General features: G+C 58.9%; 13 protein-coding genes. 10 read left to right on the forward strand and 3 right to left on the reverse strand.

Going from position 1 to position 19,849, the window contains the following annotated elements:
* Window positions 1–45: 45 nt before the first annotated feature.
* The 3 genes from ACA075_RS02825 to ACA075_RS02835 all read left to right on the forward strand — a co-directional run bounded on the left by ACA075_RS02825 (window position 46) and on the right by ACA075_RS02835 (window position 1,988).
* Entirely contained in the window at window positions 46–684 is a 639-nt protein-coding gene (locus tag ACA075_RS02825) for an FMN-dependent NADH-azoreductase (RefSeq protein WP_497297193.1), read from the forward strand.
* The gene (locus ACA075_RS02830; protein ID WP_497297194.1) at window positions 684–989 is read left to right on the forward strand and encodes a DMT family transporter; all 306 of its coding nucleotides are present in this window, start codon (window positions 684–686) and stop codon (window positions 987–989) included. Before ACA075_RS02825 ends, ACA075_RS02830 begins: the two co-directional genes overlap by 1 nt.
* A 108-nt stretch (window positions 990–1,097) precedes the next feature.
* Window positions 1,098–1,988 carry an esterase/lipase family protein gene (locus tag ACA075_RS02835; protein WP_497297195.1) on the forward strand — a complete coding sequence of 297 codons (891 nt, stop codon included), beginning with the start codon at window positions 1,098–1,100 and terminating at the stop codon, window positions 1,986–1,988.
* Between the two features lie 132 nt (window positions 1,989–2,120).
* Here the strand turns inward: ACA075_RS02835 and ACA075_RS02840 are convergent, their stop codons facing one another.
* Window positions 2,121–2,996: a DMT family transporter gene (locus ACA075_RS02840; protein WP_497297196.1), complete on the reverse strand. Its 876-nt coding sequence runs from the start codon at window positions 2,994–2,996 to the stop codon at window positions 2,121–2,123.
* Between the two features lie 98 nt (window positions 2,997–3,094).
* Here ACA075_RS02840 and ACA075_RS02845 point away from each other — a divergent pair, with 98 nt between their 5' ends.
* From ACA075_RS02845 to ACA075_RS02860, 4 genes are all read left to right on the forward strand, one after another.
* Complete coding sequence (locus ACA075_RS02845; protein WP_497297197.1) at window positions 3,095–3,877, forward strand: AraC family transcriptional regulator; 783 nt, start codon at window positions 3,095–3,097, stop codon at window positions 3,875–3,877.
* Window positions 3,878–4,025: 148 nt separating this feature from the next.
* A complete protein-coding gene (locus tag ACA075_RS02850) occupies window positions 4,026–8,426 on the forward strand; it encodes a dermonecrotic toxin domain-containing protein (RefSeq protein WP_497297198.1) in 4,401 nt (1,466 codons plus the stop codon).
* Between the two features lie 98 nt (window positions 8,427–8,524).
* Window positions 8,525–8,830 (forward strand): PsiF family protein, encoded by a 306-nt coding sequence (locus ACA075_RS02855; protein WP_497297199.1) that lies wholly within the window; start codon window positions 8,525–8,527, stop codon window positions 8,828–8,830.
* A gap of 234 nt (window positions 8,831–9,064) precedes the next feature.
* The gene (locus ACA075_RS02860; protein ID WP_219093713.1) at window positions 9,065–10,078 is read left to right on the forward strand and encodes an AI-2E family transporter; all 1,014 of its coding nucleotides are present in this window, start codon (window positions 9,065–9,067) and stop codon (window positions 10,076–10,078) included.
* Window positions 10,079–10,208: 130 nt separating this feature from the next.
* On the opposite strand, the gene ACA075_RS02865 is transcribed toward ACA075_RS02860, so the two are convergent.
* Window positions 10,209–11,483: an Hsp70 family protein gene (locus ACA075_RS02865; RefSeq protein ID WP_497297200.1), complete on the reverse strand. Its 1,275-nt coding sequence runs from the start codon at window positions 11,481–11,483 to the stop codon at window positions 10,209–10,211.
* Between the two features lie 296 nt (window positions 11,484–11,779).
* Between ACA075_RS02865 and ACA075_RS02870 the strand changes: the two genes are divergently transcribed.
* Together ACA075_RS02870 and ACA075_RS02875 are read left to right on the forward strand one after the other, a co-directional pair.
* Window positions 11,780–12,727: a DnaJ C-terminal domain-containing protein gene (locus ACA075_RS02870; protein WP_219093719.1), complete on the forward strand. Its 948-nt coding sequence runs from the start codon at window positions 11,780–11,782 to the stop codon at window positions 12,725–12,727.
* 23 nt (window positions 12,728–12,750) lie between these two features.
* Window positions 12,751–13,056 carry a chaperone modulator CbpM gene (locus ACA075_RS02875; RefSeq protein WP_094469361.1) on the forward strand — a complete coding sequence of 102 codons (306 nt, stop codon included), beginning with the start codon at window positions 12,751–12,753 and terminating at the stop codon, window positions 13,054–13,056.
* 132 nt (window positions 13,057–13,188) lie between these two features.
* Here ACA075_RS02875 and ACA075_RS02880 read toward each other — a convergent pair whose 3' ends face one another.
* Window positions 13,189–14,316 carry a sensor histidine kinase gene (locus tag ACA075_RS02880; RefSeq protein WP_497297201.1) on the reverse strand — a complete coding sequence of 376 codons (1,128 nt, stop codon included), beginning with the start codon at window positions 14,314–14,316 and terminating at the stop codon, window positions 13,189–13,191.
* A gap of 237 nt (window positions 14,317–14,553) precedes the next feature.
* Here ACA075_RS02880 and ACA075_RS02885 point away from each other — a divergent pair, with 237 nt between their 5' ends.
* Window positions 14,554–19,839 (forward strand): NEL-type E3 ubiquitin ligase domain-containing protein, encoded by a 5,286-nt coding sequence (locus ACA075_RS02885; RefSeq protein ID WP_497297202.1) that lies wholly within the window; start codon window positions 14,554–14,556, stop codon window positions 19,837–19,839.
* The last annotated feature ends 10 nt before the right edge of the window (window positions 19,840–19,849 follow it).

Genomic DNA, 19,849 nt, shown 5'->3' on the forward strand with positions numbered 1-19,849 from the left:
TTCAATCTGCAAGCCACAAGCAGTTTAGCCCTTTAGGAGATTCAGATGAGCAAGATTCTTGCGATCCATGCCAGCCCTCGTGGTGAGCGTTCCCACTCCCGGCGTCTGGCGGAAGTGTTTCTTGGCGCCTGGCAAGCGCGACATCCGCAGTCGCAGCTGACTCGCCGGGAAATCGGTCGGGCACTGATACCGCCGGTCAACGAAGCCTTTGTGGCCGCGGCGTTTTACCCCGAGCCCCACGCACGTCCCTTGTCGATGCAGGCCGACCTGGCGTTCAGCGATGAACTGGTCGGCGAGGTGCTCGGTCACGATTTGCTGGTAATTTCCACGCCGATGTACAACTTCAGCGTACCCAGTGGCCTCAAGGCCTGGATCGATCAGATTGTGCGGCTCGGGCTGACGTTCAATCACACCCTGGACAATGGCGTGGCGCAGTACGAGCCGCTGGTGCACGGCAAAAAAGCGCTGATCGTCACCAGCCGCGGCGGCTTCGGTTTCGGGCCCGGCGGCGAACTGGAGGCGATGAACCATGCCGATCCGTTGCTGCGCACCGCGCTGGGGTTCATCGGCATCACCGACATCACCGTGGTCGCCGCCGAAGGCGAAGAGTCGGCTGAGCGCACATTCGCGATTTCGCTGGCCGAGGCCGAGCAGCGTTTGCTGGCGCTGGCCCGGGAGTTCTGATGGCCTGGCTGTTTCTGCTGATCGCCGCGGGGTTCGAAGTCACCTTTGCCATGGGCATGAAGTATGCCGAAGGCTTTACCCGGCTCTGGCCATCACTGATCACGGGGGTGGCCGCCGTCGGCGGGATTTACTTCCTGACCCTGGCCATGCGCGAGTTGCCCGTGAGCATCGCCTACCCGATCTGGACCGCCATCGGTTCACTGGGCACGGTGTTTCTCGGCTTTGCGTTGCTGGGCGAAAGCCTGACGGCGATCAAACTGGTGTCGGTGGGGCTGATCGTGGTGGGCGTGGTGGGGCTGAAGTAGGGGGGATGTCATAGACTGGTCGTCGAGTTGTCATCTTGGGTGACGATGCTTGGCTAATGTCTTGCATCGCGCCTTGCTTCATCTCACCGATCACAAGGATGTCCGCCCATGTCGCAAGGTTCTGCCACGCGTTATCCGTTGGTGCTGGTCCCGGGAATGCTCGGGTTTATCCGTCTGGTGCTGTATCCGTACTGGTACGGGATCATTTCGGCGTTGCGCCGAGGAGGGGCGACGGTGTTTGCGGTGCAGGTCTCGCCGCTCAATTCCAGCGAGGTGCGCGGCGAGCAATTGCTGGCACGGATCGAGGACATTCTGCGGGAAACCGGGGCAGACAAAGTCAACTTGATCGGTCATAGCCAAGGCTCGCTCACAGCCCGTTACGCGGCCGCCAAGCGACCGGATCGCGTGGCGTCCGTCACTTCGGTCGCAGGGCCGAATCATGGCTCGGAGCTGGCGGATTATCTGGAAAAACATTACCCGGCGGACAGCGCCAAAGGTCGGCTTCTCGCAGCACTGCTGAGGCTGATCGGCGCATTGATGAGCCTGTTGGAGACCGGGTATCGCGGACCAAAATTGCCCGTGGATATCCACGCGTCCCATGAGTCCCTGACCAGTGTGGGCGTGGCGGCGTTCAACCAGCGTTATCCACAGGGCCTGCCTGAAACCTGGGGCGGTCATGGCCCGGAAGAGGTCAACGGCGTGCGTTATTACTCGTGGTCCGGGACGTTGCAACCAGGCAAGACGGATCGCGGCGGTAACCTGTTCGACGGCACCAACCGCAGTTGCCGGCTGTTTGCCAGAACCTTTGTGCGCGAAACCGGGCATTGCGACGGGATGGTCGGGCGTTACAGCTCGCACCTTGGGACGGTGATTGGCGATGAATATCCGATGGATCACTTTGACATCGTCAATCAGTCGCTGGGGCTGGTGGGGAAAGGGGCGGATCCGGTGCGGTTGTTTGTCGAGCATGCGGCCCGGTTGAAAGCGGCTGGCGTGTAAACGTCGTGTGGCGAGGGGGCTTGCCCCCGTTGGGCTGCGAAGCGGCCCCCTGCAATTTAAAAACTTACCCAGTTGGCAGGTTTCACGACTGCTGCGCAGCCGAACGGGGGCAAGCCCCCTCGCCACAAAGGATTACGCCCGGCCGAGCACCGTGGTCCAACGCTCCGAAAGCACCACCCCACCCAGCGTCAACACCCCACCCACCAGGTGATACAGCGCCAGCTGTTCATGCAGCACTACCGCCGCAATCAACGCCGTAATCAACGGCAGCAAATTGAAGAACAGTGTGGTCCGGCTCGGTCCCAGACGCACCACGGCTTGCATCCACGCCAACGGCGCCAGCATCGAAGCCAGCAAACAGGCATAAAGCACCAGCGGAATATTCTGCAAGGTCGGTCCGACCTTCGGTGAAGCGACAAACAGCGGAAAAAGCACCACCACCGCCACCAGTACCTGCAAATACAACAACACCAGCGGCGGCAAGCGCAGCTGCCATTTTTTCAGCAGCGTGCTGTAGATCGCATAGGCCAGCGTGGCGATCAGCATCATCGCGTCTACCAGGTTCACGCCATGTTCCAGCAGCGCGCCCAGGCTGCCGGTCGACACCACCACCAACACCCCGGAGAACGACAACACCGCGCCGGCCAATGCGCCCGCCGTCAGGCGCTGACCGAGGCTGACGATTGCCATGGCCAGCGACATCAAGGGCATCAGCGACAGGATGATCCCCATATTGGTGGCTGTAGTCAGCGTTGCGGCGAAGTACGCCAGGCTTTGATAGACGGCCATGCCGAGCACGCCCAGGATGAAAATCTTGCCCAGGTTCGGGCGAATTTTCGGCCAATGCGCAATCACCGGTTTGAGCATGAACGGCGTGAACAGAATCCCGGCCAGCAGCCAGCGGTAGAAGCCGATTTCCGCAGGGAAGATCGCCCCGGCTGACATCTTGGTGATCACGGTATTGCCGGCCCAAATGAAAATGGCCAGCAGGGGATAAGCGTATTGCATCAGAGAAAACCAGAAACGTTAATGAGCGGCGATTATCCGCCTGTCTGGATGCAAGCCTATACTTCGATCCAGACAACCTGCCCCGGATGACGGACAGCATGACCAGTAAACACATCGACCTGCTCGACTTCGCAGAATTGCCGTCCCCGGTCTATTTCCGTTATGCCGATTTCGACACCCACGAATATGCCTCGGCCCACCGTCACCCGTGGGGCACCCTCGAGTATTCGGCCAACGGCGTGTTGCACATGGAAATCGGCAGCCGCCGCTTCATGTCGCCGCCGCAATACGCGGTGTGGGTGCCGCCACAGACCGAGCACAGTTTCTACAGCAATCAACCGATCAACTATCGCGCGGTCTGCCTGGCGCCGGCGTTGTGCCGCGCGTTGCCGCAGCAAGCATGCACGCTGGCGATCAGCGACATTCTCAAGGCGATCCTCAAAGACTTCGCCGCCCGTGACGTGAAAATTCCCGAACACGACGCGGACAAACGTCTGGCGCAGGTGTTGGTGGACCAGTTGCAACAGGTGCCCATCCAAGAGTGTTATTTGCCTTACGCCAGCAGTTCGGGATTGCTCGTAATACTTGAAGCCCTGCAAGCCGAGCCCGGGGACAATCGGCCATTGGCGCATTGGGCCGCGCAGATCCATGTCAGCGAACGCACCTTGGCGCGGCAGTTTGTCCGTGAGCTGGGCATGAGTTTCGGTGAGTGGCGGCAACGCTTGCGTTTTCTCGCGGCGATCGAAGCGCTGGACAGTCAACGCAGTGTTCAGAACATTGCCTTTGACATGGGTTACAGCACGGGCTCGGCATTTATTGCGATGTTTCAACGTCAGGCCGGGTGTACGCCAGAGCAATATCGGCGGCAACGAGTTATCTGAGTTAAAGAAGTAAGTTTATATTAGAAGGTTTAAGTGGTGAAGTTTCTTACAGGCTAATCGGAATTGCACTTCATTTGATCGAGTGATTAACGTTGTACGCTAGTTGCATAAGCCGTTCCTGTTCAGCTTACTTATGCAGAGTATCAATGTGACCACTTCAACCCGTATCGATGAAATATCAGCAGCCGCGACACAACAAAAAAGCATTCACCACGAACTTATAAAAACAGCTATCCCCGAATGGATACGCCAGACTTCACCCCATAGGATCAGCGCGTTAAAAAGCGCGATAGCCCCTCTTCCCGAATGGATCATCTCCGCTTCACCGATGCAGCGCGCAGCCTTGCAACGTGCGTCGGAGGAAAGCTGGCGCACACAGAACGATGTCGACCAGATGTTGAGCGAGGCGCAAGACGTCTACGCCTTTTCTGAACCGCTGCTTCGTCGGGCGTTGAAAGATCAATACGGTGTGGACGTCGATGTAAAGGAAACGTTTTTGCAGTTGTTTTCTCCGCCTCATTTATCCCCCTGGGCGAACAATTTCAATAACGGCGTGGAATCGCGCATTGTTTCGCTGCTGGATGCGGCATTGCATAATTTTTCGGATAAAGAAGTACTAACCTCTGATTCGCAGTTTATTACCCGGCCGGACAAATCGAATCGGTTCGACATCACCGGAGTCCGCAACAAAATGAGTGTCGACCAATTCAAGACGCTGTGCCGCCGTCTGGATATCGGTGCTCAATATAAAGTCTATCTTGAAAACTATGTGCGCCCGGTCGATGGACTGGCGCGTGCGGTGGTGCAGCAAAAAATTATTAAAAGCCAAAAGGCTGCGTTAAAAACAGCCCTGTATCTGGCCAGCCTTAAAAATGATATCTCGGGAAGTGGCTACCTGGCCGTACAAAGCCTGCTCAAGGATATTAAAGCGTGGAAGATGGATGGCCTACCCGTTCATTACTATCAGCTGAAAGTGCTCGATGTTCAGTTGAGAGGCATCGTACTGATCGCCCCTGATCTGCATATCCACGACGGCGCCGCCCGGCGAGTCATTGCCTATGTGCCGCACGATCCGCAACATCCACTGAAAGAGTACGCCTCGAAGGCCGAGTTCGCCCGTGAGCTCACTCGCCAATTGCGTGACTCCCCAAAGAATTCCACAAACAGCTATCAGCAGTTCTTCAGCCGTTTTGTCGACCATCAACAACGGGGGCGCTTCTTCGCAGCGCTCAACGCCGCGCTGGTAGAAATCACTCCGCATGACAAGGTCCCGGGCGTCGATCAGCCGGTATGGCGCGAAACGCCCATCGACAATCCTCGCCTGCACTTTGATCACGTTCGATTCGAGAACGACACCCATACATTGTTGAGTGGCGACCCTTGGCGCTATCTCTACCAGCAACAGCAAAACAAAATCCTGAACGATGCCCGGGAAATGGTCATCTCGACGCAAGATGCCGATCGAATGGAGCGCTGGGCGTGGTTCGACAACCTGGAAAAAATGCTATCCGACATCTTCAATGCCGCGTTGATGGTGGTGGGGCCTTTCATACCCTTTGTGGGCGAGGTAATGATGGGTTACATGGTTTATCAGTTGGTCAGCGAGGTCGTCGAAGGCCTTGTGGATCTGGCTGAAGGTCTCTATCTGGAGGGGGCCGAGCACATCATTGGGTTTGTCGAAAGCGTGATCCAGTTAGCGGCCTTCGCCGGCGGCATGAAAATCGGCAGGGAGGTTGTACTGCCCAGGTTGTCATCGTTCATCGAGTCAACAACACCGGTCACGCTTGCCAACGGCGCAAAGCGCCTGTGGAACCGCGACCTGGAACCCTATCAGAAAAAAAACCTGACCCTGGCTGCGGATTCTAAGCCTGATGAAACCTGGCTGCACCGGCATGAGGGCAAGCCGATTCTCAAGCTGGACACCCGGCACTTCGAACTCACGAAAGATCCACAGACCGGCCAGCACAGGGTTAAACATCCGACTCGATCCGATGCCTATCAACCCGTGGTGGACAGCAACGGCGAAGGTGCCTTCGTGATTGAAGGCGAGCAGCCCCACACCTGGGATGACTCGACTTTGATGGCGCGACTCGGGCCAGACATGGGTGAGTTGGCCGAATCCTACGGCGACATCCGCACGGTCAGCCAGACCGACGCCAGCGCGATCCGCCGAATGTATGCCGACAATCAGCGGCCGTCGCCCTTGCTCAGCGATACCGTGACCCGGTTCCGCATCGACCGCGACATTCAGACCTTCATCGAGCAGATGGGCAGCGAACGTGCGCAAGATTACTCGAGCGCCGATCCCGAGATGCAATTTCAGCTGCTCGACGGTCTGTGGCCGGGCAATGCGATTGAACTGGTAGACGCCCGTGGCGAAGTGCTTCGGGTCATTGGTCGCGTGGATGGGCCGCGTGTCCGGATAAACAGCAATCGTCTGTCTGACGTTGATCTGGTCAAGAGGCTGTTATCGCACCTGGATGACGCACAGCTGAACACCTTGTTGAACGTCGAGTTTCGTATTGCGCCCAGCACGCAGGAAATGAACGCCAAAAATCTGCGGGCCGAGTTGGCGAAACGGGCCAAGAGCAAGCGCACGTCGCTATTCGACGCGCGTTATCGTCGTATCGAAGCCGCCACGAGTGACAGCGCAAAAACCATCCAGGCCAAAGTGCCGGGCCTTCCCGGCACTGTCGCTCGCGAGTTGCTGTCCATCGCCACGCCCTCCGAAGTTCAGGCGATTGAACGTGGGCAGGTGCCCGCAAGGCTGGAAAACCTCGCGCGTTGGGCGCTTCGAGACGTGCGCATGAGTCGTGCTTATGAAGGTTTTTACCTGGACTCGGTCGAGAGTGCTGACCTGGACAGACTGGCGCTGCACTCCCTTGAGCATCTTCGCGGCTGGAATTCCGATGTGCGCATTGAAGTCCGACGGTTCGAGTACGACGGCCACCTGCTCGACAGTATCGGCAAGGACGACGCGGGGATTCGCCGCACGCTCGTCGAGCTTCACGACTCGACGTTCATCGCTTATGACGGAGACGGTAACGCCCTGCATTCGGGCATGGATTGGTTTTCCTCGATTTTGCAGGCGTTGCCGGATGCCGAGCGTATCGCGCTGAACATCCATATCGGCCAAGGACTAAAACTGAAGCTGGCCCTGCGGGACAACGCGTTGAAGCCCTATCAGTTGCTGAAGGTGCTGGACGGTCTGCCGGTTCTTGACCCTCTCACTTACGATCCTCAATGGATGCGCCTGCGTGGCGGCGCGCCGGGTGCTGGCGGCGAACGTGCAGCTCTGGAAGACATCGGCGTGCAATACAGCGATCTGGTCGCGGTAGCGTTCCATCCTTCTGTTTCAGCGTTCAAACAATTCGATTATCTGCGTGGCCTGAAACTGATTCACGACAGCTTTCCACAGGATTACCTCTTCGATCTGTTCGAGGCCCTGAACGCCGCCAATGCGACCGGCGAGGCCGGGCCTGGCTTGGACATCGTCCAGAGTATCGAGGCGTTACCCGATCTTCAGAAGCTGATGCTGCCAGGGCAGTTCAGCGCGTTGACCGGGCGCCTGTTTACCGACGAAGGCTTGGTGCCGCTTACGGAGTTGGAACGAAATTTGGGTTTGAATGCGCGCAATCTGGAACAGACCGGGCGGGCCAATGCCTACCAGGCGCTGTTAGGTTCAGTCCGGGAGAACGGTGTAACGCCTAGTCCGGAGCTGAGGGATTTAAGTGAGTATGGAGAGTTCCTGTCCGCAGACGTAACCACGTCCGGGGAACCGATTCAGGTGTCGGCTCAAACCATGGCCAACTTGAAAATGGCGCAGGAAGCGATCTATCGAGCCAAGGAGCTCCTGCCGTTGTCCGGTAATCAGTTGCCGAGCATTTGGGAAAACGGCGGTTGGGCCATTGCCAAAATCAAAGGCCTGCGAGGGATGGACCTTGAGGAGGGCGGATTCTCCGCCAAACTGACCACCGCCGAAGCCGCTCGCAAAGCCATCGAGATCAAGGGGGGCAATTGCTCGGAGAACTCGAAGGTCACGTTATCGATTCTGGCGAGCCAGCCCCGGACGTCCAGTGTTCACATTGTCAGGGCCACCCTTTTTGACCATCAATATGTAGTGATAGGGGATGATCTGAGCAATCTCGATGCACTGGTCGTCGCTGACTCTTGGCCGGAATTTCCCGCGGCGCACGTGGCCAGCAATGCACACTTCGACTTTGAAATGCCGCCGGTGACCACACTAGCCCCCGGACCGGCCGTGGCTGAATACAACTTTATCAATGAAGCACCGACAGGGCCTGCGGCATTACCTGCGATTTCCGAGGCGAACACGTTCCGGCAGATAAAAATCAACAAGCTCTATGAGGAGGGCGCGGCATACGCTCAATGGACGTCGTTACGTGAGCTTGGACAGACTTATGCTGTCGAAGGGGGCACACCGATCTTGTTCGAGCGGATGCCCGCATCGGTCATTGATAAGCGGGTTGATGCCTATCAGCGATACCGGGAAGCCTTCAAGGATCTTCTGGATCCGGTGGTTGATTGAGGGCCATCTGTTGCATCGGCGGATGAAGGTGTAACAGGGCTTGTCTACACTCCAGATTGAGGCCGCACCCCTCGGTGCGGCAACAAGGAGAAAACTCCATGAAGATGTTGCGTGTCCCATTGTTGATGATCGGTTTGCTGCTTAGTGCCCAGGGCTTCGCCGCCACTGCGCAACAGAACAAGATGACCACCTGCAACGCTGACGCTACCGCGAAAAGCCTCAAGGGCGACGAGCGCAAAGCCTTCATGAGCACCTGCCTCAAGGCGGCGCCGGCCGCCAATGACGCCAAGACCCTGACCCCTCAGCAAGAGAAAATGAAAACCTGCAACGCCGATGCTGCGACTAAAGCGCTTAAGGGTGACGAGCGCAAAGCGTTCATGAGTGATTGCCTGAAGAAAAAATAACTGGAGCGGGAGATGTGCGGTGGCTGTAATGGCCCCATCGCGAGCAGGCTCGCTCCCACAATGGATCTGTGTGCGCAAGACAACTGTGGGAGCGAGCCTGCTCGCGAAGAGGCCGGCATGGGCGCTGCAAAAAATCGCCAATGCCCCACTAAGGTCGACCTACACAATCCCTAGTGCTGGCCTGCGAACGCTGGCAGACTGCCAATCCTTTTACGTCGTTCGTTTTGAGGCTGTATGCCAACGTTTTCTCAACGCCACGTTTTGCTGCTGATCAGTTGGGTCATCATCTTTGGCGGTTTGCTGCTGGTGATCCCGCTGCGACTGCTGCCCAGCCTGCTGGCCGGGTTGCTGGTGTTCGAACTGGTCAACATGCTCACCCCGCAATTGCAGCGGCTGATCGAAGGTCGGCGCGCGCGCTGGCTGGCTGTGGCATTGCTGGGGACGTTAGTGGTCAGTGTGTTGACCCTGATCTTTGCCGGCGCCATCAGCTTTTTGCTGCACGAAGCGGAAAACCCCGGCGCGTCCCTCGACAAGTTCATGCACGTGGTTGACCGCGCGCGCGGGCAACTGCCGCCGTTCATCGACGCCTATCTGCCCGCCAGTGCCGCCGAATTCCGCGTGGCCATCGGAGAGTGGATGAGCAAACACCTGAGCGACTTGCAACTGGTCGGCAAGGATGCGGCGCACATGTTTGTGACGCTGCTGATCGGCATGGTGCTCGGGGCGATCATCGCCTTGCAGCGCATCCCGGATGTGACCAAGCGCAAGCCGCTGGCTGCCGCGTTGTTCGACCGCTTGCACCTGCTGGTCCAGGCGTTTCGCAACATCGTGTTCGCACAGATCAAGATTTCCCTGCTCAACACCTTCTTTACCGGGATCTTCCTGGCGGTGATCCTGCCGATGTTCGGCATCAAACTGCCGCTGACCAAAACCCTGATCGTGCTGACCTTCCTGCTCGGCCTGCTGCCGGTGATCGGCAACCTGATGTCGAACACGCTGATCACCATTGTCGGCTTGTCGCTGTCGATCTGGGTCGCCATGGCGGCGCTGGGCTATCTGATTTTTATCCACAAGCTCGAATACTTCCTCAACGCGCGCATTGTCGGCGGGCAGATCAGTGCCAAGTCGTGGGAGTTGCTGCTGGCGATGCTGGTGTTCGAGGCCGCGTTCGGCCTGCCGGGGGTGGTGGCGGGGCCGATTTATTACGCGTACCTCAAGAGCGAGTTGAAGCAGGTGGGGATGGTTTGATCCGCTGTTGATCTACTGTGGTGAGGGGGCTTGCCCCCGTTGGACTGCGCAGCAGTCCCTTCTTTTGGGGATGAGGGGGGCCGCTTCGCGACCCAACGGGGGCAAGCCCCCTCGCCACAGGGGCTTTCTGTCAGTCCATCGAGCCGTAACGCTTCATCGCCTCGATCGCCAACCCGCTACCAATGCTGCCGAAGATATTCCCCTCAACATGCCGCGCATTCGGCAACATCGCTGACACGCTGTTGCGCAGCGCCGGAATCCCGCTCGAACCGCCCGTGAAGAACACCGTGTCGACCTGATCGACCCGCACGTTGGCGTCGTTCAGCAGTTGGGTCACGCTGTTGCGCACGCGCTCCAGCAGGTTGTCGATGGCCGATTCGAACAGCGCCCGGCTCAGCTCCACGCTCAAGCCCGGCTCGATACGGTCCAGCGGCACGTGGCGGCTGTCGGCGTGGGTCAGCTGGATCTTGGTTTCTTCCACTTCCATGGCCAGCCAGTGGCCGGCGCGCTGGTCGATCAGCTTGAACAGGCGATCGATGCCGCCGGTGTCTTCGATGTCGTAACGCATGCTGCCCAGCGCCAGAGTCGACTTCTGCGAGTACACCGAGTTGATGGTGTGCCAGGTCGCCAGGTTCATGTGGTGGCTGGTGGGCATGTAGGCGCCGCTCTTCATGCGGCTGCCGTAGCCGAACAGCGGCATCAGGCCTTGCAGGCTCAGCTGCTTGTCGAAATCGGTCCCGCCGATGTGCACGCCGCCGGTGGCGAGGATGTCATCGTGACGGTTGTCGTGGGTGCGGCGCTCCGGTGACAGGCGCACCAGCGAGAAGTCGGACGTACCACCGCCGATGTCGACGATCAGCACCAGCTCTTCCTTTTCGATGGTCGACTCGTAGTCGAATGCCGCCGCAATCGGTTCGTACTGGAACGACACATCCTTGAAGCCGATGGCGCGGGCCACGTCCACGAGGGTGTTCTCGGCTTCCTGGTCGGCCATTTCATCGTCGTCGACGAAGAACACCGGGCGACCCAGCACCACTTCCTCGAATTCCCGACCGGCGGCTGTCTCGGCACGCTTCTTCAACTGGCCGATAAACAGCCCGAGCAGGTCCTTGAACGGCATCGCCGTGCCGAGGACGCTGGTGTCGTGCTTGATCAGCTTGGAGCCCAGCAGGCTCTTGAGCGAGCGCATCAGCCGGCCTTCGTAGCCTTCCAGGTACTCGTGCAGCGCCAGTCGGCCGTACACCGGGCGGCGTTCTTCCATGTTGAAGAACACCACCGAGGGCAGGGTGATCTTGTCGTCCTCCAGCGCGATCAGCGTTTCCATGCCGGGGCGCAGCCAGCCGACGGTGGAGTTGGACGTGCCGAAGTCGATACCACAGGCACGGGCTGGAGATGCGTTTTTCATGACTTTCAGGTTCCGGTTAAAAAACGGCCGCGCAGTGTATGTCAGTGCGGCGCAGATTCGAAGGCCGACTATCCGCTAAATACTCCAATGGCGCCTTGATAAGATGGCCGGATGCCCCAAACTTGTCTGCATTGAGCCTGGCAGCCATCGGACGGTCGCAAGTACCGCCCACCGCTGCCGATAAACTTCTGACGCGCTACCCGGTCACAAACTTGAGATCGGTCAACCCGGCGCCTGGAAATACGCGCAGACTGCCGGTGACGGCGCGATATCGATAACGGATGGTGATTCCCTCGATGGACTTCAAAGACTATTACAAGATTCTCGGTGTGGAACCGACCGCGGACGATAAGACCATCAAGGCGGCTTATCGGAAACTGGCGCGCAAATACCACCCCGATGTCAGCAAGGAAAAGGACGCCGAGGCCAAGTTCAAGGACGCCTCGGAAGCCTATGAAGCGCTGAAAAGTGCCGACAAGCGCGCCGAATACGACGACTTGCGCAAGTACGGCCAGCACGGCCAACCGTTCCAGGGGCCGCCGGGCTGGCAGGGTCGTGGCGGCGGTGGTTTTGGTGGTGGTCAGGACACGGGCGATTTTTCGGACTTCTTCAGTTCGATCTTCGGCAACCGTGGTCCTGGTTTTGGCGGTGGAGAGTCGCGTCGCAGTGCCGGACGTCGGGGGCAAGACGTGGAAATGGAACTTGGGATTTTCCTGGAAGAAACTCTTTCGAACGAGTCGAAGAAAGTCACCTTCCAGGTGCCGCAATACAACGCTGCCGGCCAGCATGTCAGCAACACCAGCAAAAGCCTGAACGTGAAAATTCCGGCCGGCGTGACCGACGGCGAGCGCATCCGCCTCAAGGGCCAGGGCGCTCCAGGCATCGGTGGCGGCGCCAATGGCGACTTGTTCCTGATCATTCGCTTTGCGCCGCACCCGAAATTCGACGTCGAAGGCGAGAACCTGATCATTACCTTGCCGCTGGCTCCCTGGGAGTTGGCGTTGGGTGCCGAAGTGGCCGTGCCTACACTCACAGGCAAGATCAACCTCAAGGTGCCGGCTGGCAGCCAGAATGGCCAGCGCATGCGCGCCAAGGGGCACGGTCTGCTGAACAAGGCGGGCGAGCGTGGCTACCTGTTCGTGCAATTGAAGGCGGTCATGCCCAAGACCTCGAGCGATGAGGTCAAGGCGCTGTGGCAGGAACTGGCGAAAAAAGCCGCTTTCGACCCGAGAGAAAATTTCTGATCCAAGAGACGGAGTAGCCCATCATGAGCAACCCCCTGATCGTTCAACTGGACATGGCAGAATTCTGTGAGGCGACCGACCTGTCGGACGTCTACGTGATCGAAATCGTCGAGCACGGCATCCTCGAACCTCAGGGCAAGCAGCCCAAGGATTGGGTTTTCAACGATTATGAGCTGGCACTGGCCAAGCGCGCCGCCAAGCTGCGGCGCGATCTGGAACTGGAGTGGGAAGGCGTCGCCCTGGCGCTGGATCTGCTTGAAGAGGTCCAGCAACTGCGGGCCGAGAATCGCATGCTCAAGCAGCGGTTGGGGCGGTTGGTGGTCGAGTAAGCATTCTGACGGTTTCGTGTCGTTTGACAGGGCCCCTTCGCGAGCAAGCCCGCTCCCACATGAGTGCGGTGTACACAGATCCAGTGTGGGAGCGGGCTTGCTCGCGAAGAACGATGACGCGGTCCGTCGGTGTTAAACCTTGCGCGGCAACACCACGGTAAACATCGTCCCCTGCGCCTCACTGGAACTGACCTCGATCGTTCCCCCGTGCGCATCGACCACTTCCTTGACGATAAACAAGCCCAGGCCAAGGCTGGTGGAGGGGTGGCCGAGTTGCTCGTCCGCGCTGCGCACCAGCGGATCGAAAATCGTGCCGATCGCATCCTCGGGTATCGGAGCGCCGTAGTTGTGCACCGTGAGGCGAACCGTGTCTGGCTCGCCTGTCAGGGTCAGCGTCGTGTCCCGCTTGTTCAAACCATGCTGCAACGCGTTGCCGATCAGGTTCTGCAACAGTTGAGCCACCCGTCCGGCATCCCAGGCACCTTGGGTGTCACCCTTTACGTGGACCGTCGGATCGCACTCGGGGTTACCGGCGCAGGCTACGGCAATCGCCGCATGTACGGCATCGGCCAAGTCCATGGGTGCCGGTTCGATCGGCAGGCTCTTACCCAGGCGACTGCGCACCAGTTCCAGCAAATCACTGACCATCGCCGCCATGTGCCGCGCGCTATGCTTGATGTTGACCGCGCAAGCCAGGGCATCGCCTTCAAGTGTTGCTTTGCGCAGCAGCAATTCGGCAGACATGCTCACCGCTTGCAACGGTGCCCGCAGGTCATGCCCCAGGATCGCCAGAAAGATATCCCGCGAATGATTGACCTGCTCGGCGTAGGCAGCGGTGGATTCGGCGAGTGCTTCGTCAATGGCTTCGTTGAATCGGATCATGTCCTGGAAATAGGCCAGGTCCGGTGACGCCAGGCTGTCGACCCACAAACGGATGACGCACGCACGCAAATGACGGAACTCCGATGTCATCTGCACCAGATCAAACCCCACGGTATGCCGCAGTTCGCCATGACTGGCGCCGGCCTCGTCCAGGCTCGGGGTTTTTTCCGGGCCTTCGCCCTTGGCCTTGGCCATCTGTTCGCTGGAGGTTTGCGCAGTGGTCATGTCACGCGCGGCGGCCAGCAAAATGGCCTTGGCGTGATCGCGCAAAGCGAGCCTGTCCATGTGCTCGGCCGCCGGGGTAATGGTGCTGGCGAACTGCTCCCATTCATCGACGATACGGTCTACGTGTTGCCTGATGAAGTCGGGTAAGCGCATGTCCGGTTTCCTGGTGGGAAGTCTGGCGCATCTTAGCCCCTTTGCCGCCCGCTAAAAACTACCATTACGCGGGGACGCTCCTTTGCGCGGGGAGCGGGTGGTAATTACTTGTTTTTTAGATTCTTAAATCGGATGCGACGTTGATGTATTCGTGATTTCGGCGCTGTTTTTTGATCTTTTGTTTTCGTCGCCTCTCAATAATCTGGTGGTTCAATTCATCGCATAAGGATTTGCGAAATGAGCGAACGTTCGGATACGCCAGATCGCCCCGTCATTGCCGGGCAGGCAAGAGACGTGGAGCGCAATGTTTATCGTGATTATCTGCTGGGCAAACTGCCCCCGCAGGTAAAAGACGCACCCGCCTCGCGCCTGGTTGCCTTTGCCCATTCGAAACCGGAATTTGCGGAATGGTATTTGAGTTCAAGGGCCATGGATCGCCAGTACCTCAAGGAGTTGATCGACGAGCGCTGGCGCCTGCAGGGGCCATTGGACGAGACGCTGAAGAATGTGCAGCAGGACATTCTTGCCTTCGCCGAGCCCTTGCTGGTCCAGGCATTGAAAGAGCATTTGAATCTGGAACTGGACGTCAACGCGACGCTGATTCGGCTGTACGTCCCAGCCAATCTGGCCATTGGTATCGATACCCATGCCAGTCGGCTCAGGCAATCGTCATTGCTGGAAGCGGCCTTGCACAATTTCGAGGCCCCCGAAACGCAGGCGGGGGCGTTTCGCGATGGCTCGGGCATCTTCACCAGGGACGACGAAAACGAACTTTCGCGACATACGCTCACGGTCGAAAGATTTGCCGCCCTGTGCCGGACGCTCGATATCGGTGCGCGATACCAACGTCACATCAAAGCGTTGCTGATGCCCGAGGCGGTCACGGCCAGAGCGACTGTCGTGCGGCAATGCACGGCCAGTGAAAAAGCCGCGTTTCACGAATCGGCGCTGATCGCGTACCTGAAGAAAGACATCACGTTCTATGGCTACGGGAAACTTCGGCAGATCCGTGACAACGAACAAGGCATTCTGATACGGCGTCGGCCCCTGCAAAGCCATAGGCTTTCAATCATGGGCTTCAGACTGTCCGGCATTGTGTTGTTCAGTGCGGTGGCGGACCCTTCAAAAATCAAACGGGTTTACGACGCGCTGATTCCACAGCATCAACGAACGATGCTGGAATGGTCGCGACGCCTGGCACTGCTCCCGGGGCAGGAGTTTGAACAGTTCAAGCTGCTCCAGGCGTTTTTCGCCAATGGCCCCAGCGGTCTTGTTGAGGCCATGTTGCAACGGGATGATGCTTATCAACAAAGTCGTCTGGAGGGGACGCTGCTTGCATATGTTCCCGATGATCCCGACCACCCCCTCAAGGAATATGAGTCCTTCACTGATTTCATGAAGGAATTGACGAGCCAGTTGCGCTCGCCAGGCTACCAGCAATTTTTCAGCCGTTTCGTGGCGCAAAAAGACCAGGGCAAGTTTTTCGCCCGGGTTCGCGAGCGTCTCTCGACATACACCTGGAAACAGCGCGAGCCGCTGGACATGGGGCCGTGGTGGCGGGAAACCGCAGTTGAAAACGCCAACGCAGAGCCTGTCACCCATCTCATTTCAGGCGATCTCTGGACGCAAACAAGTCTGTGGCGCAGGGAGAAGGCGATTGCAGATGCGCGGCAAATCGCCGTGCCGACTGGCGATGAAGATGCCACCACCCGCTGGAACCGGTTGAACAGCTATCTGAACATCGGCTGGAACGTGTTCAACTTCGGCGCCATGTTGGTTCCCGGTCTGGGCGAAGCGATGCTGGCCGTCATGGCCGGGCAGATGGTTTTGGAAACCCTGGAAGGCTTCGAGGACTGGAGCAAGGGGGACAAGGAAGAAGCAGCGTCCCATCTCACCAGCGTCATGATCAATTTCGCGCAGTTGGCCATTATGGGCGCCGGGCATGTCTTGCCGGCCGGTGCGACGGCGACTGTCAAACCATCAGCGTTTATCGACCGGTTGAAAAAGGTTGAGCTGGCTGACGGCAAGACGCGCCTCTGGAACCCGGACCTTTCGCCCTACGCCCATGACATGGTGTTGCCCGCAAAGGCGAAGCCCGGCAAGCAGGGTCTGTACCGGCACAGCGAAAAGGACATCCTCAAGCATGAAAACCAACACTTCGAAGTCATAAACGATCCCCGCACCGGCCAGCCACGCTTGCAACACCCGACTCGGCCACAGGCTTATCAGCCGACACTGGAGCACAACGGTTGCGGCGCGTGGAAGACCGAACTCGACCGCCCCATCGAGTGGGACAAAACCACCCTCATGCGGCGCCTTGGCCCGACGGTCGAGGGCTTCTCTGATAACACCCTGGAACAGATTCGTCTCGTCAGCGGCATGGGGGAGGACGAATTGCGTCGTTTGCATGTCGTCAGCGACCCGCCGCCCGCGTTGCTGACCGACACGATCGAACGCTTCCAGGCCTGGGCCGAGGTGCAAAAGCTGCCCGGGCAGATAAGGCTCAACGAGGTTCCGCAAGCGTTCGTCGAGCAAGTGCCGCAGTTGCTGGTTGAATTGCCGAGATGGCCTGAGCAGAAAAGCATCGAGCTGTTTGACGGCTCTGGGCACGGCGGGCGCTCGATCAAATTTGGTAACGTCGATGCACTGCCAGCTGACACGCTGAAGATCAGCCGTGCCGAGGTCAGCGCAGGAAAACTGCCGGAGCGTGCCGTGAAGTTTGCCAACGAGACCGACATTCACGCGATGCTCGGGCAGGGCATTTCAACGGACGAGCGAGTCCGCATCAACGCCTTGAAAAACCTGCTGGCAGGGCGAGCAGGCAGTCGTCGCGGACCTCTGTTTGACGCGCTGAATCGTCGTTTGCAGCTGACCGAAAACCCGCAAGTTCGGGTGCTTCAGGACGCGTTCAATGGGCTCCCCACGGCGGTAGCCCGGGAGTTGCTCGCCGACATTGAGCCGCAAGACCTGCTCAACATCACCGAGCCGTCGCGCATCCCCTTGCAACTCAAGGAGCGGGTGAGAGTCACCTTGCAGGCGATACGAACCGCGCGCGCTTATGAAGGGCTCTTCCTCGATGCGCCCTACGGTGTGGACACCGAGCGGCTGGCCTTGCATTCGATGCAGGCGCTACCCGACTGGCCCGCGAACCTCAGGATTGAAATCCGTGCGTTTTCTTTCGACGGACCGTTGCGCGACAGTGTCGGCCCGACGGATGCCACCTACCGCAGAATCCTGGTCAGCGAGGACGGCCAGTACCAGGCACGCGATGCCGATGATCTGCATTTGCACGGGGCCGATGATCTTTATGCTTCCGTGTTGCATGCCCTGCCTGACGCCGAACGAAACGCGCTGGGGTATCACGTCAATCAAGGCGCCACGCTCAAGCTCGCCGTTCAAAACGCGCCGCTGCCACGGGACACGTTCAGCGCGCTGCTCGCGGATAACCCTGTGCGCAAACCGGCGTATGACCCTGCCACGATGCGTCTGCGGGGCGGCATGCGTGGGGTTGCTCATGGGCTGCACAGAGTCAACGAGCCCATCACGCCGCAAGAGCGGGTGCGTGTCGTGCGTCCCGGATGGACCGAGGACGAAGCCTTGGCCTATCTGCAGGCGAGTGGCAGCGAACTCAGCCCGGCGCAGAGGGCGAGCGCAATCGAGGCGGAATTCGATCGGCTCAACGCCAATTTTCAACGCTGGTTGAAATCGCCGACCGAAGCGTACAGCTTCACGCCTGCTGGCGTCGCCGAATGGCAATCCAGAAACGCCTTGTACAAAGCGGTCAGGGAATGCTGGCAGCACACCGGGTTGCGCCATGTGGATTCATTCGGTCATCTGCAGGGCGTTGTGCTCGACCTGGAAAACATTCCACTGGGGCGTCATCTGCGCACCATGCCCGCCCTGGAAGGCCATTTCGATCACGTCACAAACCTCAATTTGACCCTGACCGAATTGACCGACGCACACAGTTCCTTCCTCGATCATTTCCCCCGTTTGCGTTTGCTCAACGTCAACGGCAATGCGCTCACCGGTGTTCCACGTGCCATCCGCCGCATGCGCGGGCTGACGGAACTCAGCATGCGAGGCAACCGTATTGTCCTGGATACCCAAGGCATCGCGGACCTGCGCAACCTGACACGACTTGAGGCCCTGGACCTGTTTGGCAATCCGTTGGGGCAAGCCCCGGATATCGGCAGCATGAGAATGTTGCATACGCTGATCCTGACTGACACCGGCGTTCATACCTGGCCGCAGGGGCTGTTCGCACAACCGCGGTTCCGGCATTTTTTCCTGGATATGCAGGGCAACGAAATCACGCAAATCCCGGCGGTACCCCTGGGTTCCGTGCAGGCGGAATTGCTGGCTCGCACGGTGCTGAGCCGTGATCCGCAGTGGTTGGCGGAGGCCAATCTGCAGACGCTCAGGGACTACATCGAGTCCGTCGGCCTTGACCCGGATCGACCGTATCCACCACGCGGCGTGCGCGACAGTCTCGACTGGGAGGCGGGCATGCCCCGGCCGGAATGGGTGGCGAAACAAGCGGTCTGGAACAGCGTCGAGGATGAGCACGGATCGGTCGGGTTTTTCAACGAGATCCGTAAACTCACCGAGTCGGGGCATTTCAAGAACGACCCCGGGTTTCGGGTCGATATGACCGCCAAGGTCTGGCGCATGCTCGAGGCGATGTCCAAAAACACCGAGCTTCGGCAAAAACTCTTCACCATGACCACGGTGCCCACGGCGTGCGTCGATGCCGGCGCGCAACTGTTCAATGCCATGGGCCTGGAAGTGTTGATTCACGAGGCCTATGAACTGGCCAATCCCGCGCTGGTGGAAGGGGAGCTGGTGTCGCTGGCGCGAGGCAAGTCACGTCTGGATGAACTGAGCAGGATTGCTCGCAAAACCATTTCCGAGCGCGAGGCGATGGGCGAGGCGTTTAGGCGCATCAACGCCGCGGGGGAGGTGACGGGTACGATTGATGAGGTGGAAGTTCACTTGGCGTTCATGACCGATCTTGCCGACCGGCTGGACCTGCCCTGGCAGTCTCGCAACATGCAGTTCAGAGGGATCGCGGGTGTCACATCGCAGATGACCGAAGATGCTTATCTGCGTGTGCTGGACCTTGAGGAAGGGGAGTTACTCAGTGATTTGCTGGTCGAGCAGCCGTTCTGGTCATCCTATGTCGAGGGTGTCAACCGACGTGCTTTCAAAGTGTTCAGGCGCCGGATCGATGCCACGACAGACTTCTACATGGCGTTGGACATGCGTGCGAACGACACAACGCTTTCCCTTGAGCAAAAGGCTCGGTTGAAGGAAGAACTCACGGTGCTCGGCGCTGAACTTAAGAAGCCGGAAAGCGACTTTGCACCGGGACGCACCATGACCGATGCGCAATACGCCGCTGAATTGAATGCGATCGATGAAGAGCAAAAGGAGTTGGTCAAAACCTTCACTCAACAGGCAATCGGCCGGGCAAAACTGCAGAGGGTAGAACTCCCCTTTGTCGTACAGCCGGACGTTTGATTGCTGCTGC

This window comes from Pseudomonas sp. LBUM1663, from assembly GCF_059695905.1.

Coding starts and splice junctions, on each gene's coding strand:
- ACA075_RS02825 (WP_497297193.1), top strand. CDS start 46: ATGAGCAAGATTCTTGCGATCCATGCCAGCCCTCGTGGTGAGCGTTCC.
- ACA075_RS02830 (WP_497297194.1), top strand. CDS start 684: ATGGCCTGGCTGTTTCTGCTGATCGCCGCGGGGTTCGAAGTCACCTTT.
- ACA075_RS02835 (WP_497297195.1), top strand. CDS start 1,098: ATGTCGCAAGGTTCTGCCACGCGTTATCCGTTGGTGCTGGTCCCGGGA.
- ACA075_RS02840 (WP_497297196.1), bottom strand. CDS start 2,996: ATGCAATACGCTTATCCCCTGCTGGCCATTTTCATTTGGGCCGGCAAT.
- ACA075_RS02845 (WP_497297197.1), top strand. CDS start 3,095: ATGACCAGTAAACACATCGACCTGCTCGACTTCGCAGAATTGCCGTCC.
- ACA075_RS02855 (WP_497297199.1), top strand. CDS start 8,525: ATGAAGATGTTGCGTGTCCCATTGTTGATGATCGGTTTGCTGCTTAGT.
- ACA075_RS02860 (WP_219093713.1), top strand. CDS start 9,065: ATGCCAACGTTTTCTCAACGCCACGTTTTGCTGCTGATCAGTTGGGTC.
- ACA075_RS02865 (WP_497297200.1), bottom strand. CDS start 11,483: ATGAAAAACGCATCTCCAGCCCGTGCCTGTGGTATCGACTTCGGCACG.
- ACA075_RS02870 (WP_219093719.1), top strand. CDS start 11,780: ATGGACTTCAAAGACTATTACAAGATTCTCGGTGTGGAACCGACCGCG.
- ACA075_RS02875 (WP_094469361.1), top strand. CDS start 12,751: ATGAGCAACCCCCTGATCGTTCAACTGGACATGGCAGAATTCTGTGAG.
- ACA075_RS02880 (WP_497297201.1), bottom strand. CDS start 14,316: ATGCGCTTACCCGACTTCATCAGGCAACACGTAGACCGTATCGTCGAT.
- ACA075_RS02885 (WP_497297202.1), top strand. CDS start 14,554: ATGAGCGAACGTTCGGATACGCCAGATCGCCCCGTCATTGCCGGGCAG.